Raw genomic sequence first — 15,813 nt, forward strand, 5'->3', positions numbered from 1 at the left:
TTTCTTTTTTGTCATTAGTAACTTCTTACAGGTGAATACTTCTTGAGTTCAACTTATAAATGCAACTTTTTGGGTGCGGATAATAAGCAATAAAAACATTTATTTTTCAGAGAGGAAAGAGAGACAATGTCCCCCTTTCTCTCACTCTGAATGGATAAAGTTTGCTATCTTTGCTTTGATTGTCCGTCCAAAGAAAAAAAAGTTGCAGATGAGCAAACATATAACCGAGGAACAAAGGTATGCAATTTTCTATGATGTTGCAAATACCGATGAGCAAAAAAGCAATAGCGGAAGCTATCGGAGTAGATAAAAGCACTGTTTACAGGGAGATAAAGCGCAATTGCGACGCCCGAAGTGGTAGCTATAGCATGGAGCTTGCCCAGCGAAAAGCAGACAGGCGCAAGCAGCAAAAACATCGCAAGGAAGTGCTTACACCGGCAATGAGAAAACGGATAATAAAGCTGTTGAAGAAAGGATTCAGCCCGGAGCAGATTGTCGGCAGGAGCCGCTTGGAGGGAATTGCGATGGTATCTCACGAAACGATATATCGCTGGATTTGGGAGGATAAGCGGCGGGGTGGCAAACTGCACAAATATCTTCGCAGACAAGGTCGCAGGTATGCCAAACGTGGTTCTAAAAATGCAGGGCGAGGATTTATCCCAGGCAGGGTGGATATTGATGAGCGTCCCGAGATAGTGGAACTGAAGGAGAGATTTGGTGATTTAGAGATAGATACAATTATTGGTAAGAACCACAAAGGTGCCATTCTTACCATTAACGACAGAGCAACAAGCAGGGTCTGGATACGCAAGTTGTCGGGAAAAGAAGCCATCCCGGTAGCTAAGATTGCAGTATGGGCACTGCGGAAAGTGAAAAACTTAATACACACAATTACGGCTGACAATGGAAAGGAGTTTGCAAAGCACGAGGAAATTGCGCAAAAATTGGAAATAAAATTCTATTTTTGCAAACCATACCACTCATGGGAACGTGGTGCCAATGAAAACACCAACGGGCTTATCAGGCAGTATATCCCAAAGGGTAAGGACTTTAGTGAAGTAACCAACAAACAGATTAAGTGGATTGAAAATAAACTCAATAATCGACCTCGTAAAAGACTTGGATACCTCACGCCAAACGAAAAATTTAAACAAATTATTAATCAGAATTCTGTTGCATTTGCAAGTTGAATTCAGCTTATAATAAGAAAGGAGATGAAGAATTTACTTCCCAACAGGACATTTTATTCCCTAAAGTGTTTGATGTTGATGGCATGCGAGTTTTTATTTATTGGAAACTTCCACATCCTGTGGAAAAGCTCTATCCATATGTTGATTACAAAATACGGAAAATTTCAAAAGATACGTTAGTTATAGGGGATTATACAGACTTTGTGTTTGTTAATGGTCATGGTAATGCCCCAAATCGGGAATTGTCAAAATAAAAAAATAATAAATGTGGGGTAATACTCCAAATCGGGAGTTATTGAAATAATTATCTGATTATCAATGTACTTTCCAAAAGATAAAGTATTAGGGCAGAGTGGAAAAATCGTTGAAACTGGTCCTATGTAATCGTTCAAAGTGACCCTTTTGTATCATCCAAAGAGGGATTGGACATTCGCGGTACGATACGAGTATGGGTGTTATGATTTATCAGCATTCATTCTTCTCTACTCCCAAAGGATTTTGTCAGTTGTACTGCTTGCTGTTGTAGTCTGATGAGAATTTGGGAATAGGTTTCGAGTTTGCCGAGCAGTTGTTGAGCAGTGGCAACAGAATGATAAGTATTGAGGACTTTCACGACTTCGTTGTACAGAACTCCTATCTTATGAGCCAAGGCAACGATTTCTGAGAGTTTCTCCAAGTAAGGTTCTTTTGCAGGGTCTTGGGTGATGACCTTAAAAGATTCACCAAGAAGCCTTGCTCGGACAAAGTCGCTCTTTGTCTTTGCTCCCGACTTGCGATAGAGTCTGATAAGTTTCTGCTGGTCTTCGGAATTAGGTATTCTGATGTGCCATCTGTCCCATCGTGGGCAGGTGGCACATCTGCCGTCTGGCTTCTTTTGTTTTTGCTTCTTCATTGCTTTCTAATCACGACTTTGGAGTGATTTAATCCCCTTTCGGGGCAAGGGTCTTTGTGGTACAAATGGCAATTTGTGGTACAAAGACACACCTTGCTGATGTAGAAAATGGGATTATAAGCCCCTGCTGTGTTACTGCATTCATTGAATACAGTAACTCGGCGTAGGCTTGCATTCGAGGAATGCAGTAATTCAGAGTTTCCTCCATCTTTCCACATCTTCCTTGTATTGGTCGAGGTGTTCCCGCAGTACCTGTTCGACATATCCCGAAACGCTCGCTCCATGCTTACCGATTCTCCGTACCACGAAGTCTAACTTTCGTTGGGTTTCCTCTGATACATACACGGCTTTGCGGTGGCTGTTGCGAAAGGGCTGGAGATATTTCCCCTGAAACTCGGATAATTGCTTTCTGTCCTTTGTTTTTCCCATTCTTTGATGAAATTCTTCGGTAGAAGTAGCCCTTTCTGTTGGCGACAACGCTGTTTCTTGATAGGACGGTTGAGAAAAATCCTTGTTACTCTCCTTGTCATTTTGTTCCTCAACTTTATCAACAGGCTCAAACCTTCTCTTTTCCTCTTCATAATCGAAGGGCTGGTCAAAATCGGGTAACTCTTCGGGCTTGCGGAGCTTAACGCCATAATTTCCCATATCTCTAATGGCTTGTTCCAAGCGTTGTTTCCTTTTTTCATCTATTCTTGCCATAATTTCTTGGGTATCGGGTTATAGTGTTTTTCAAGCATGGCTTGTATGTCGCTCTGCTTGTAGAGTATCTTCCCTCCGATTTTGTAGAAAGGAAGTATTCTTGCATTTCTGTACTCTTGGAGCGTGCGTGTGCTGAGCCGTAATTGCCTGCACACTTCCTCGCTCGAAAGGTAAACCTCGCCATCTAACATCGGACGAGCTGTGGCACAATACCGCTCCAACTTCTTCAAAGTGCCTTCCATCAGTTGTGCAAACATCTGCATCTGAGGGTCTTCCCGCGTAATGATTTCATTCTCTGCCATAATTCATTCATTCTTTGATTTCAATCCTTGACTGCATTCAGCATTTCACAGATGTCGGTCTGTTTGTAATAACACTTGTGTCCAATCATGGAGAAAGGGATTTTGCCCGTATCTCGGTATGATTGTAGGGTACGCTTGCTGATGCCTAAACGCTTGCACACGGCTTCGTTGTCGAGCCATTGCTCGGTCTCAGGAGGATTACCGATGAGTTTCTCCACACGATGGATAAAGTCTGCAAATTCGGAGCGATGTTGCCCCCACGCTTTGCGGTCGATGATAATGAGTTTCATTGCCTTAATTTTGTTTTGATTACTTTATTGTTACTCAGCAAACAAACTGTTATGCAGTCCATTGCCGTACTTCTCGGGTGCAAAAGTAAACCCTCGGAAGCACCGCTGCAAGAAATGAGGATAAGCAGGGAAATAGAGAGAAAGCAATAGAAAAACAAAGGAAATCCGTCTGTGTTATTGCGGTAATGAGATGAGGTGCCGGCTCGTTCCTTTTATTATTTTGTTGTTTTATCGATAATTCGATAATTCGACAAATCGAGATGTCGAAGTGTCGATAGATCGTTTTATCGATAGATTATTTTGACGGTATATAGTTTTGACAACAGATAGTCATGACAACAAATTGTACAAACAACAGATTGTCCGTATTATCGTCAGTCCTATCTATTGTTGGCTGTTACGCCTTGCGTCCAAAGAGCCTGAGTATGCCGTATTCTTGTCGTGCCTATCTCTCTACGGCAGCCTTGCCCTGCAAGGTTGGGAGAGATGAATACGACCGCACGGATATTGAGAATTGTAGTACTGCCTTGAAAAAGAAAAATCCTGCGGTGGAGATTCTTCTCTCCATCCACAGGACTTGACCTTTCAGGGCAGACAGGCTGCCGTTGTACCTTTGCACGATAAGAAACGGCATCAGGAACTTTGCGTGCGCCTTTGCCTACAACGCCTTCGGGCTTGCTTCCTCCGTCTGTTTGACCGTTGGCAGGTTGTTGCTCTCGATGAGCAGCACTATTGTGCCTGTCAGTTCGGTGTAAAGACGGTCGTATTGTCCGCTTGCGGCAAATGCGTCCGTCAGTTCATACCCAGCGAATGTGGCTTGAACAGCCTTGTTCGCCAACAATAAAAGCGAAAGCCTCTCGGGGAGCGGTGCAGGAAGTTCCCTCTCAAACTCGTCCTCCAAGACAGAAACAAGGGTATCGTACTTTGAGAAATGCAGTCCACTGAAAAGCACTTCACTTGCTATTCTTTCTGCTTCTAAATGATTAAAACCTTGCGCCACGGCATCGCAGTAGGCGGTCAGTGCCATATCGGCTCTTGCCGTGATAAACTCCTTGTCTCCCAATCGCTCGGGGTGATGTTCACTCATATAGCTTTCCAACTTCAATCGGAAGAAGGAAACTTCCTTTTTGTTCTTCTGTTTCATTGTTCTTCTTGTTAAAAAGTTAGACTTCTTTTTTGATTCATTCATTACGGCTGTTACAGCCCAATTATGGGACTTGACTTTTTCGGTGTTCTTGACGGACACAGCCGTAAGGCTTTACGCAGTACCCTTGTATGCTCACTACCCATCAGGGGTTGCATTTCCTTGGCAATCTTGCTCTTGGTCACCCGTGCATAAATCTCGGTCGTGGAGATAAAGCGATGCCCCAGCATCTTGCTCACCGTCTCTATCGGAAGTCCGTTCTCCAGACAGATGGTCGTGGCAAAGGTGTGCCGTGCGGTGTGTGAGGTCGCTTGGGTATGCGGTGGCAGTCCTGCCTTAATACATATCTCCTGAATAGTTCTATTGAAATTACTGTTGCTGGGAAACTCTCGAAAGAAAAGCCCCTCCCTTCGTTCGTGGCTCACAATGGCGAGTATTTTCTCGGCAACGGGCAGCAACGGGACAATACTTCTGTTCTGTGTCTTTGTTCGGCAGAGGGAGATATATCTGCGTCCATCACTGAGCGTATAGACATCATCCATTCTGAGTTTCTTCAAATCGGAGAATGCCAGCCCCGTAAAACATCCCAGGAGGAAAATAAGTCTGCAATGGTTGTCTGTCGAGCGGTGCGGACGGTAAGCTAAGAGTTTTTGCAGGTCGTCCGCCGTAAGTGCATTGCGCTCGTAGGTAGGCGTTTCTATGTCTATGAGTTCAAAAGGGTCTTCACGAACGTATCGCTCCTGCAATACCTTGCGAATGACCTGATGCAAGTGGCGTAGGCGGTTGCCGACACTGCTTTCCTTGTTTCCCAAGTCCCGAAGCATAAAAAGGCGATAGTCCTCAAGGAAAGTCTTGTCCACCTCTGTGGGCATACAGTCTGCCCTGTCCCTTACTTGCAGGAAATGAACAAAACTCTTGTAGCTGTCCTTAAAAGCCCTGACGGTCGCCTTGCTTAGTGTTCTGCCCTGCAAATCCTCCTTTTCTTTACAGACGGTTTGGTATAACTCCGTAAGTGTTGGCATAGGGCGACTTTGCTGCATATAACGCTCCTTGAGGTATTCCGCCGTGATATAGTTTTCTTCCCTTAATGTACGTTCATAGAGTGAATGCAAGCACTCTTCGATTGAGTTCAGTTGCAGATTGATGCCGCTTGAATTACCTGCTGTCGCCTTGATGCGCCCTTTTCGGGCAAGCCACTCGTCGGGAACGGATTGTAGCTGTGTGGAAAACGAAGAGGATGTGCCGTTACAGGTGATACGACAGCGGATTACGCATAGTCCGTCTTCATTGGTCTTGCTTCTATCTATGTAGAATAGTATGGCAAATGTACTTTTCATTGTTCTGCGGTTTTAGTTGGTCAGTTGATAATGTGCGAGTTGTGGAAGTATTTTCTCTATGTCCAGAAAGACACGCTCGGGAGAAGTCTCCGCATACACTTGCGTGGTTTTGATTTGACTGTGTCCGAGCATTTTGGAAACGCTCTCAATGGACACGCCCTCCGACAGTGTCATCTGAGATGCGAAGGTATGCCGTGCCATGTGATAGGTCAGCGTTTTCTGAATACCGCAAAGCCGTGCTATCTTTTTGAGGTGTATGTTTACCGTGTCGCATCCGGGTATGGGCAGCAGATACCCCTTGGGCGGTTCGTGTCGGAAAGCCCTCGTGTGAATGCCCCGATAACGCTCGATAATGGCAGTGGCTTCGGGAAGTAGGGGGATGTGGCATACGTTGCCCGTCTTCATTCTCGGCTTGCGTATCCAAGTCATTCCCGCTTCGTGAAAGATGTGCTGCTCCGTCAAGTGATACACGTCGGTATAGGAAAGTCCCGTCAGGCAGGAGAAAAGGAACATGTCCCTCGACACTTTTTCATAGCCTTGCAGTTCGTCTTCTCCCAAGGCTGCGATACGGCTTACCTCCTCCCTCGTGATGTAACGTGGAGTACCCGCTTCCCAACGAATGGAATGGTTGATGAAGGGATAGGTGTCAATGATATGCCGTTTATACAGGTCTTTGAGCAAGGAAGCCAGCATGGAGAGATAACCAGCCGAAGTGTTGAGCTTGAATCCCTTTTCTTTGGCGAAGTAGTCCTCCAAGTCTTTGATAAAGGCGATGTCGGCTTTCTGCACGGGAATATCCTCCACACGGTAGCGATACCTGACGAAGTTTGCCAGATGCTTGTGAAAGAGCAACAGGCATTTTAGTCTGCGTTCGCTGCGGTCTATGCCCACACGCTCACGGAAGCGGTCGATATACTCGTCCGTATGATAAAGCAGTCCTTGTGACTCACTGTTCAGTCCGAATACAAGTTCCCGTACTCGCTCTGCCGTGATGGGAGCATCGGATTTACCCGAAAGAGACTCATAAACCTTGTGTATGCTCACTTGTAGGCGGTCAAGTTCCTTGTTTACCGATACGGCTTCGGCACTCTTGCCCAGCAGTCGGTTCTTGCGACTGTCCCACAAGCGAGGAGTACATGAGCATTTGCAACTGAACTGTACCATAGAGCGTCCTGCGCTGATGCGTCCCATGATGGGACTTTTTCCGTTTTTGTCCTGCGTACCTCTCTTGAGGTAGAAAAGCAGCTTGAATTTTTCTTTTTCCATTGTTTTTTTTGCTTGCAAAATTACACTTCTTTGAGAAACTTTGAGCGATGCAAAATATTGATAATGAAAGAGAAAACGCCGTTTTAGTTACCACTTTCAGCCGTCCTTTTCCTTTCATCGTTTGTCGAACGATTTGGTAACTGAACTCCCTCCTTTTCGCTCCCTTTTCTGCCTGTTTTCTATGATGCAACCCTAAGAAGAAACAAGCAATATCCGCTGTATTTCAGTCAGATATGAATTTTATGCCATATTCTGCTTTCTACTCCCATACTTCATTATAGAAGGCGGCAAGCTCCGGCACTTTGATGAAATATCGGAAACGCTCCTTCTGAACCACATTGTTCGTCACGTTGAACTCGAAGTCGGTTGTCTTTTTGGCGAAAATTGCCGCCCATGCGTCGAAGCATCGGATATCCTGCCTTTCCAATTCCTTCGGACGCAGATACTTGAAGAGCAGGTACAATTCCGTCAGACTGTTGGAAATGGTTGTGCCGGACAGGAACGTAGCCCCCAAGTCCTTGTCCGTGCGCTCCTGTATAGTTCGTATGGCAAAAAGCATATTCAGGGCTTTCTGGCTTCCTTCCGAGTTTCCCAACCCCGCCACACGGTCATGCCGGGTGTTGAAAGTCAAGTTCTTGAATTGGTGGCTCTCGTCAATGAAGATGTGGTCGATGCCCATCTGCTTGAAGTCCACTACGTCATCCGTGCGGGATTTGATGGCGTGTTCCACTTTCTCCAACTTCGCCACAAGGTTGTGCTTGCGTTTCTCCAATCCTTTCAGCATCGCCCGCGACACGTTCTTGCCCTGCTGCCGCAGCACTTCAAGGTTTTCCTCCACCGTGTCAAGCTCCGCTTGCAGGATGCGCTGTTGCAACTCCGGCGACTGTGGTATCTTGCCGAACTGGTCGTGCGACATGATGACGCAATCGTAGTCGTTGTTCTTGATGTTGTTGAAAAAACGCACGCGGTTGGCAGTCGAGAAATCCTTTTCCGAAGCGTAGAGAATCCTCGCATTAGGATATGCCGCCTGATAAGTGGCTACTATCTCCGCCACGTTCGCCTTCAAGCCGATAATCATCGGCTTGTGCGCCAAGTTCAGACGCTTCATTTCATGCGCTGCAATACACATTATCAGTGTTTTACCTGTTCCAACTTCGTGGTCACAGATCCCGCCTCCGTTCTGTTTTATCATCCAGACGCAATCCTTCTGCGACGGATAAACGCTTTGAATACCCCGGCTTGCCAATCCTTTCAGATTGAGGTCGGGAAACGTCTGGTGCGAACCGTCATACTTCGGTCGCACGAAACAGTTGAACTTGCGGTTGTACATTGTCGTCAGCCGTTCCTTGAACTGCGGCGACTGCTCTTCCAGCCATTCCGAGAACCCGTTACGGATTTCGTCAATCTTGGCGTTGGCGAGCTGTATGCCCTCGCTGTCGCGCACCTTGATGTCATTGCCATGCTCATCCTTGCCGATGGACTTCATCATGTCGGGGCAGGTGTTGTGCAGGGCGTGTTTCAACAGGTGCATACCGTCATAGTTCCGGTAATAGCCCTTCACTAAAAACTCGTCCGTGATTTTCATGGTGCGGTAGCCGCACGCCACCGAATACTCGTCCATGCTTGCGGAGTAGGCGATTTTCACGTCCGTGTCGAAAAGATGGCTCATGTAGGCGGCGTACACGCCCGTCGGAATCCAGCGTTCCCCGAAATTGAAGTCGAGGTCCTCGAAGGCGATGCGCGGCGGCTCGGCTTCTTTCAGAGCCAACAACGCCTGCTTCACTTCCGGCATACGCCCGTTTTCTGGGTTGTCACCCATCCATGCCTTGATGCGCTCCGCCTTCTCTATCACGTTCCCGGCGATGAACCTGTCCTTTATCTCGTAACCGGTTACGAGCGGGTTGTAGAAGATGCGTCCTTTGAGGGCGTCAAGCAATCCCTCTTCCGTGCTGTCGGTTATCTCCCGCATATAGTCGAGATTGACCGTGCCGAACTTGTTGAGCGATGCGGAGAGTGCCTCTTCGGGAGAGCTTACGTTGGCATGGCTCTCCACCGAGAAGGAAACGGGACGCTCGAAGATGTCCGCCTTGACGAACCTGCCGTCTTCCGCACGTTCCAACGAAAGGATGTCGCGCCCGGCGGCATCCATCATCAACAGTTTCACGTTCTGCTTGGCATTGAGGTTGCCGTAGCGCATGACAAACTCATCGTAGCAGGTGTTCAACGCTATGCGTTGTGCAGACCCTTCATCGTGATACTCCGCCTCGTAGCGGTAAAGCCGCTCGTATGAATCACGGAGTGACACATACAACATCGCTTTCTCCTTCTGGTAGCCAGTCAGGTCAAGCGGTTGGAATGTCGCGCCGTAAGGCGTGAGGTCTTTCAAATAACCGAGATTGCGTGAAGCATCCAGTACCATAGAGCCGTCACGATAGTGCGGCTCCAGCATGCCGTTGAACGGACGGGGAGAAAGGTCGAGAGGTTCCTCCTCCGGTTTTTCCGCTTCCATTTCGGGGAAAAGGGAGGTTGCAGCCGTTTCCGTTGCGTGAGCGGCAGGAGTGGCGGCAACTTCCGGCTGCGTTTCGGGTTGCCGTGTTTCCTGCTCCGGTGCGGCTTTCACGTCCGGGACATGCTGCCGTTTCTCCTGATGCTGTGCCGCCAGCCTGCGAAGCTCCTTGCGTCGCTCCGGCGTGAGGTCCATCATCATTTCATAGAAGCCGTTGATGGGCGGGTTGGTATCCCAATCCAAAGTGGCGTAAATATCATCCGGATCGGCTTTGGCTGCGACACTCACCGGCTTTGTTTCTTGGCTGTCCCTGTTCTCCGTCGGTGGTGCGGCAGACGGCTGTGGCGGTGCGGTCGTAACCTTCGGCGTAACCTGCGCCTGCGGTTTGGGAGGCATACGTCTTGCCGGGCTTTCCTTTTTCGCCGTCTTTTTCTTCTTGGAGGGTGCTTCCTGCTTGCGTACCTCCTCGGTCATGCCCCAGAGGTCGAGCAGGGAGAGCTGCACGCCCTCCGAATAATCGGGACGGTGCGGCTCTATCTCCGGCTTTTCTTCCTCCGGCTGCGGTGTTACCGCTTCGGGCTTGGCTGCCATTTCATTACGTGGCTGTATCTCAGGAGTGACAACTGGTATGGAAATGGTTTCCGTAACCGTGCTTTTCCCCTGTGCCGGATGCAGGCTGTACATTTCATACAGTTCTTTGTCAAACTGATGCAACTCGATTTTCAGATGTTCCCGCAAGTCCTCCGCCATTTGCCCGATGCCGCCCCGGTGCAGGAGTTGATAGGCAGGTTTCCCGTAAGGGTCTGTGCCTCTGATTAAATCCGTATTGGAAAGAGAGCTGATGCTCCATACATACCCGTTCACCGAAGTGCCGATGGGCGTCTGTTCGGTCTGCATGAAAAGTTTCTCGTTGTAGTACAGTTCCCCGTTCTTTCCGCTGTTCTTTTGCAGGATAATCAGGTCGCTGCCCACCTCCGTACCCGCGTTGTCCGTGAAGAGATTGTTCGGCAGGCGTGCGACACCCACCAGATTGGCATTACGCATCATATACTCGCGTATGGGTGCGTTGGACGGTGCGTCCAGCACCCCCTGCGAGGTGATGAACGCCACGATGCCGCCCTCACGCACAGCGTCAAGGCTTTTCAGGAAGAAGTAGTTGTGTATTGCCTTCGGTGCGGAACGCCTTGCCGGGTCTTGGCTTCCTGTAAACTCCGGGTCGAACACAGCCACGTCGCCGAACGGGATGTTCGAGATGGCAAGGTCGAAATAATCCGTGAAGGGCTTCTCTATCTTCTCGAATCCCTGCACCCTTACCTTTTGGTCGGGATGCAGGTGTCCCAATATCTTGCCCGTCATCAGGTCTTTCTCGAAAGCCATGATGTCCGCGTCCGGCTTGTTTTCCAGCACGGCATCCACGAATGCGCCCACGCCCGCCGACGGCTCCAACACACGGTCGGGACGTATGCCGTGTTCATGCAGAGCCTCCGCAATCGTGCCGGTTATCTCCGGCGGTGTGTAGAATGCGGTCAGCACGGACTGCTTCATGGCATCCGCGTACCGCTTGTACTCCGTATCGTCCTTGCTGTTTTCACGCACCAGCCTGTGCAGTTCCACCGTAGGGGCAAACAGTTCGAGGTCCGATTTCGCCCAATGCACGGCATCCGTCAGTTCCTTTGCCGGGTTCAGTATGCACTTCAACCCGCCGAAACCGCAATACTTCCGAAGTATGGCTTGTTCCTCGGCGGTTGCCGTCCTCCGTTCCCTGTCAAGGATGAATGCCGTCCGTATCGCCTCGATGTTGTCCCGCAGCCGTTGTTTGCGGTTAAACGCCATATTCCCCGATATAAAGGACGACGGCTCCCGTCAGCTCCGTGTAGAGCAGGTCGTATTCGGGCGACAGGGCGAAGTTGTCGTCCGAAAGATCATAGGCGGAGAATACGTTGCCGACAGGCGGCAGCAGCTTTCGGATGAAGGCTTCGCGTTTCTTTTCCGGCACTTCGTCGGCAAACTCGTTTTCCACGACTTCGCGGAGGATGGCGTACTTGGAATAGCGAAGACCACGCAGGAGCGTGTCCATCGCCAACTCCTGCGCCCCCTCGGACGGATAGCCTTCGAGCCGCGCACGCTCATACGTTTCGGCGGCACGGTCGGCACGTTCCCGGATGAAGGCATCGTCGGAAGCCTGTTCAAACCTGTTCGTGCGGAGATAGTCCAGCAGGTACAGACCGTAATAGGAAAAGTCGGTCTGACCTTCGTTTTTCTTCTTGTTGTTCATTACTTTGGAATTTAGTGGGTTGATAATGATGGGGATAATCGTCTGAAAAGGAGAATGAAAAGGCACTCGGTATCCCTCCGAGTGCCACCACTAAATCCAAAGTATGAGTGTAATCCGGTATCGAAGAACAATTCATTACTCTGAACAAGTGGCAAAGTTAATACTATTTCTTCCGTCCTGAAAATTTCCTGCTCGTTTTCCTTTCGGGGAACACGAAAGTCGTGTTATAGTCCCCGTCAAAGGCGACTATGGCGTCGAAGCTCTTGCCCTGCTTGCTCTTGAAGCCTTTGAGCGGCTTCGTATGCCCATCGGTGAGCAGCTCTTTGATCTCGTCATCGGAAAGGGTGCGGTTCGCCTTCAGGCGGAACACGGGTAGCCCGCAGTCCGCGTTGTCGCAGCGGACGACCTTGCCGTAGAACTGCATACTGCCCGTTCCGCACTTGGGACACTTGCAGCCGGAATCCCTGCGGGCGAACAGCTTGTCGCACGAGAGCAGTTCGGAGGTAATCTCCTTTGTGTACGCCTCTATCTCCTTGCAGAAGGTGTCGGCGGGCAGCTCCCCGCGCTCGATGCGTGCCAGATTCTTCTCCCATTCGCCCGTCATGGCGACGTCGGCGATGCGCATCGTCTTCACGACAGAGTAAAGGGCAAGCCCTTTTTCTGTCGGCACAAGCGATTTCTTGCAGCGTTCCATGTAGCCGCGCTTGAAGAGCGTTTCGATGATGGCGGCACGGGTGGCGGGCGTGCCGATGCCGCAGTCCTTCAAAGCCTGACGGAGTGCGTCGTCCTCTATGTCCTTGCCCGCCGTTTCCATAGCCGAGAGCAAGGTTGCTTCGGTATGCAACGGCTTGGGTTTGGTCTTTCCCTCCGTGATGGAACAGCCTTTCAACGTCAGCGTGTCGCCTTCCCGCCAGCCGGGGATGGCGGTTTCTTCCTTGTCCTCCTCACCATATACGGCACGCCATCCGGCTTGCCTGATGACGCTGCCTTTCACCGTGAACTCCACTCCGGCACACTCCGCCGTGACGGTAGCGGTGTCCTTGACGCATTTCTCGGAGAACGCCTCGATCATGCGCCCGGCAACCATCTGATAGACGGTGTTGTCTTCTTTGGAGAGGAACAGCGGTTTCTCTCCCGTGACGAGCAGGGCGTGGTGGTCCGTCACCTTGCTACCGTCCACGCTTCTGCGTGTCGGGACGGCTTTCGGCTGCACCTTGCCTTTCCATTCGGGCAAAGCCCCGATGAAGGCGAGCAGCTTGGGGATTTCGGCGAACACGTCTTCGGGGATGTAGCGGCTTCCGGTTCTCGGATAGGTGATGAGCTTCTTCTCGTAGAGCTTCTGCGCGATTTCAAGCGTCTGTTCCGCCGTGAAGCCGTGCTTGGTGTTGGCTTCCTTCTGGAGCGTGGTCAGGTCGTACAGGAGCGGTGTTTCCTCCGTCTTCTCCTTGCGTTCGGCTTTCGTGACGGTGGCTGTGCCTGCCGACTTCACCTTATTATACAGTTCCGTCGCGGGCTCTTTCTCTTTCCATTTTTCGGAAGAGGAAAACTTCACAGTTCCTTCGTCGCAGCCGTCCGTTGCGATATGGAGCTGCCAGAAGGCTTCGGGCGTGAAGCGGCGGTTCTCCCAGTAGCGTGCGCACACCATCGCCAATGTAGGTGTCTGCACCCGCCCGACGGAGTAAGTGCCGTGTCCGGCGGCGATGGAGAGTGCCTGCGTGCCGTTGATGCCCACGAGCCAGTCCGATTCGCTCCGCGCTTTGGCGGCAAGATAGAGGTCGTCGTATTTGCCGCCCGCTTCAAGGTTGCGCAGTCCCTCGCGGATAGCCTTGTCGGTAAGCGAGCTTATCCAGAGGCGGACGAACGGGGTGGCGCATCCGGTGTAATGGTAGAGGTAGCGGAAAATAAGCTCACCCTCGCGTCCGGCATCGGTCGCCACGATGATCTGTTCACTTTCCTTGAATAGCCGGGTGACGGTCTTGATCTGCGTCACCACGCCGCTGTCGGGCTTGTAGCCCTTCTCCGTCTTTACCTGACGGGGGACGAGCGTGAAGGTGTCGGGGATGACGGGCAGGTTGTCACGGACGAAGCCGCGTATGCCGTAGCCGTCGGGCATGGCAAGCTGTACGAGATGTCCGAACGCCCAAGTCACGGCGTAGCCGCCTCCCTCGAAATATCCTTCCTCTCTCTTTGTCGCGCCCACGATACGGGCGATCTCACGTGCCACAGACGGCTTTTCTGCAATGATTGTCTTCATATTCTTCTGTCGTTTTGAATTTTACAAATGTTACTTCGGATTTAGTGGCGGACACCGGATTACATCTTCATGCCCTTATTGTTTCTTTTTTGCGGCTTCTCCTGCTGCTGTTGCTGCGCGGTGTCCTTCGGGGCGGTCTGTCCCTTCCGCAACGGCTCCTTCAGGTTCTTGGTAGCCTCGTTGGTCTTGCCCTCGCTGTTCACCGCCACCTGCGTGCGGCTCTCGTTGGAAGGCGCGACCTTCTGCGCGTTGTCGGGGTTGGTGTCGTAGCGGTACGGGCGTCCCTTCTCCGGGTTGAACTTGATATACATCGTGGCATGGAAGCCCTGCTTGTCGGTCACGTTCTCCAGTTTCACGGCTTTACCCGCCACGTAGTCGGCTTTCTGCTTGTCGGTGAAGTTCACGCCGCTCCATTTGCTGATGGGGCGGATGCTGCCGTCGGCGTTCGTCCACGTGTTGCGGCGTTGCTCCTTGTTCGTGTTGGCTGTGTTTTCCGTACCTTGCGCCTGTTTCTCCTTATTTTCCTGTGTCTGGACGGCACGGGGCGACCTGCCGGTTCCCGGCACGAACTCCACGCCGCGCTGCTCCACGTTCACTTGCAGGGTGGTGACGAACTTCCTGCCGTCCTTGCGTTCGATGAGTTTGTCACGCACGGGCAGACCGGCACGCAGCATGTCCTGCTCCTGCTTGGTGATTTCCGTCTTGCCGATGCGTTCCGGTATGCGCACCTTGCTGGCCGAGACATCCGTGATTTCGTTCGTCTTGCGGTCGATGCTGACGAACGAGGGGATGATCTCGCCCGTTTCCCTGTCCACGAGGTCCACGACCCTGCCGAGGTTGCCCGTTTCGCGCAGGTTCTTCCGGTCATCGTCGGAGAACTTGTGTTCCTTGTAGTCGTCGAGCTTCTGCTCCTTGCGGATGAAGTGCGGCACAAGGCTGACGTTGCCCTCGCCGTCCTTCTTGAAGGAGAGGCGGGCGTCCAGTTCGAAAGCCTCTCCGCCGAAATTGGGCGACACCCTCACCAAGTCGGACTTGCCGTAGTTGAGCATCCTGTTAAGGTCGCCCGACTTTTCAAGGTCGTCGCGCTTCACGCCCCATTTCTCCTCCAACTTCTGCCAGTTGATCTTGCTCTCGTCGATGGGCTGGTAGCCCCGGTTGCCCTGCGTCTGCTGAGGACTTTCCTGATTCTGTTCGTTTTTCTGTTCCATTTCTTCCTGTTTTTTAGGTTCGTCATCTTGTTTCTGTTCCGGTTGTTCCTGTTTTTCGGCGGACTGCTCCTCCTGTACTTTCTTTTCGTAGCCGGAGGTGTCCACCTTGTGGGGCGCAAGCATCTCCTTGTTGCCGTCGGGATCTTTCAGCAAGTCCTTGATAACCTCCAGCAGTTTGTCGGCTTGGTCCGCCGCGACACGGTAGAAACCGAAGCGGCTGGGTTCCCTGCACTGCCGGAAGAAGTTCCTGAAGAAGTTGTCCAGCACGTCGCCGTGCCGGTCGAATTGCAGGAAACTCTGCGCGTTCTCCGCTTTCGCGGGGATACGCTTGGGGGAGCCGTCGGCGTTCAGCCCGGCTACCACGCTGATTTCGCCCGTCTTCTCGTCACGGACAACCAGCACGTCCTTTTCGTCTTTTTTCTTTGCCATCTGAAAAATGTTTTAATG

11 protein-coding genes and 2 pseudogenes are annotated in these 15,813 nt (G+C 51.0%); 2 read left to right on the forward strand and 11 right to left on the reverse strand.

Annotated elements, in window-relative coordinates; translation table 11 throughout:
* Window positions 1–208: 208 nt before the first annotated feature.
* Window positions 209–1,190 (forward strand): annotated as a pseudogene (locus DW205_RS01380) (IS30-like element IS4351 family transposase).
* A 472-nt stretch (window positions 1,191–1,662) separates the two neighbouring features.
* On the opposite strand, the gene DW205_RS01390 reads toward DW205_RS01380, so the two are convergent.
* The 4 genes from DW205_RS01390 to DW205_RS01410 form a co-directional block, all read right to left on the reverse strand.
* The gene (locus DW205_RS01390) at window positions 1,663–2,082 is read right to left on the reverse strand and encodes a hypothetical protein (protein WP_004359027.1); all 420 of its coding nucleotides are present in this window, start codon (window positions 2,080–2,082) and stop codon (window positions 1,663–1,665) included.
* Window positions 2,083–2,274: 192 nt separating this feature from the next.
* Window positions 2,275–2,784: a DUF3408 domain-containing protein gene (locus DW205_RS01400; protein WP_006045127.1), complete on the reverse strand. Its 510-nt coding sequence runs from the start codon at window positions 2,782–2,784 to the stop codon at window positions 2,275–2,277.
* A complete protein-coding gene (locus tag DW205_RS01405; protein ID WP_006045126.1) occupies window positions 2,772–3,086 on the reverse strand; it encodes a helix-turn-helix domain-containing protein in 315 nt (104 codons plus the stop codon). Before DW205_RS01405 ends, DW205_RS01400 begins: the two co-directional genes overlap by 13 nt.
* 20 nt (window positions 3,087–3,106) lie before the next feature.
* The gene (locus tag DW205_RS01410; protein WP_006045125.1) at window positions 3,107–3,376 is read right to left on the reverse strand and encodes a helix-turn-helix domain-containing protein; all 270 of its coding nucleotides are present in this window, start codon (window positions 3,374–3,376) and stop codon (window positions 3,107–3,109) included.
* Between the two features lie 425 nt (window positions 3,377–3,801).
* Here DW205_RS01410 and DW205_RS22210 point away from each other — a divergent pair, with 425 nt between their 5' ends.
* A complete protein-coding gene (locus DW205_RS22210; RefSeq protein ID WP_196246881.1) occupies window positions 3,802–3,957 on the forward strand; it encodes a hypothetical protein in 156 nt (51 codons plus the stop codon).
* A 77-nt stretch (window positions 3,958–4,034) separates the two neighbouring features.
* On the opposite strand, the gene DW205_RS01415 is transcribed toward DW205_RS22210, so the two are convergent.
* The 7 genes and pseudogenes from DW205_RS01415 to DW205_RS01445 form a co-directional block, all read right to left on the reverse strand.
* Window positions 4,035–4,520 (reverse strand): DUF1896 domain-containing protein, encoded by a 486-nt coding sequence (locus tag DW205_RS01415; protein ID WP_023983529.1) that lies wholly within the window; start codon window positions 4,518–4,520, stop codon window positions 4,035–4,037.
* A gap of 53 nt (window positions 4,521–4,573) precedes the next feature.
* Window positions 4,574–5,857 carry a site-specific integrase gene (locus DW205_RS01420; protein ID WP_036929757.1) on the reverse strand — a complete coding sequence of 428 codons (1,284 nt, stop codon included), beginning with the start codon at window positions 5,855–5,857 and terminating at the stop codon, window positions 4,574–4,576.
* A gap of 12 nt (window positions 5,858–5,869) precedes the next feature.
* Window positions 5,870–7,123 (reverse strand): site-specific integrase, encoded by a 1,254-nt coding sequence (locus DW205_RS01425; RefSeq protein WP_028902040.1) that lies wholly within the window; start codon window positions 7,121–7,123, stop codon window positions 5,870–5,872.
* 268 nt (window positions 7,124–7,391) lie between these two features.
* A pseudogene (locus tag DW205_RS01430) lies at window positions 7,392–11,462 on the reverse strand (N-6 DNA methylase); the annotation flags it as partial.
* The gene (locus DW205_RS01435; protein ID WP_008645575.1) at window positions 11,452–11,904 is read right to left on the reverse strand and encodes a DUF1896 domain-containing protein; all 453 of its coding nucleotides are present in this window, start codon (window positions 11,902–11,904) and stop codon (window positions 11,452–11,454) included. The pseudogene DW205_RS01430 and the gene DW205_RS01435, both read right to left, overlap by 11 nt.
* A gap of 163 nt (window positions 11,905–12,067) precedes the next feature.
* Window positions 12,068–14,158: a type IA DNA topoisomerase gene (locus tag DW205_RS01440; RefSeq protein ID WP_008645574.1), complete on the reverse strand. Its 2,091-nt coding sequence runs from the start codon at window positions 14,156–14,158 to the stop codon at window positions 12,068–12,070.
* Between the two features lie 59 nt (window positions 14,159–14,217).
* On the reverse strand, window positions 14,218–15,795 hold the full coding sequence (locus DW205_RS01445) for a DUF4099 domain-containing protein (RefSeq protein ID WP_121963046.1): 1,578 nt from the start codon (window positions 15,793–15,795) through the stop codon (window positions 14,218–14,220).
* Between the last annotated feature and the right edge of the window lie 18 nt (window positions 15,796–15,813).

Source organism: Parabacteroides sp. AM17-47 (assembly GCF_003434625.1).
Classification (GTDB): Bacteria; Bacteroidota; Bacteroidia; order Bacteroidales; family Tannerellaceae; genus Parabacteroides; species Parabacteroides distasonis.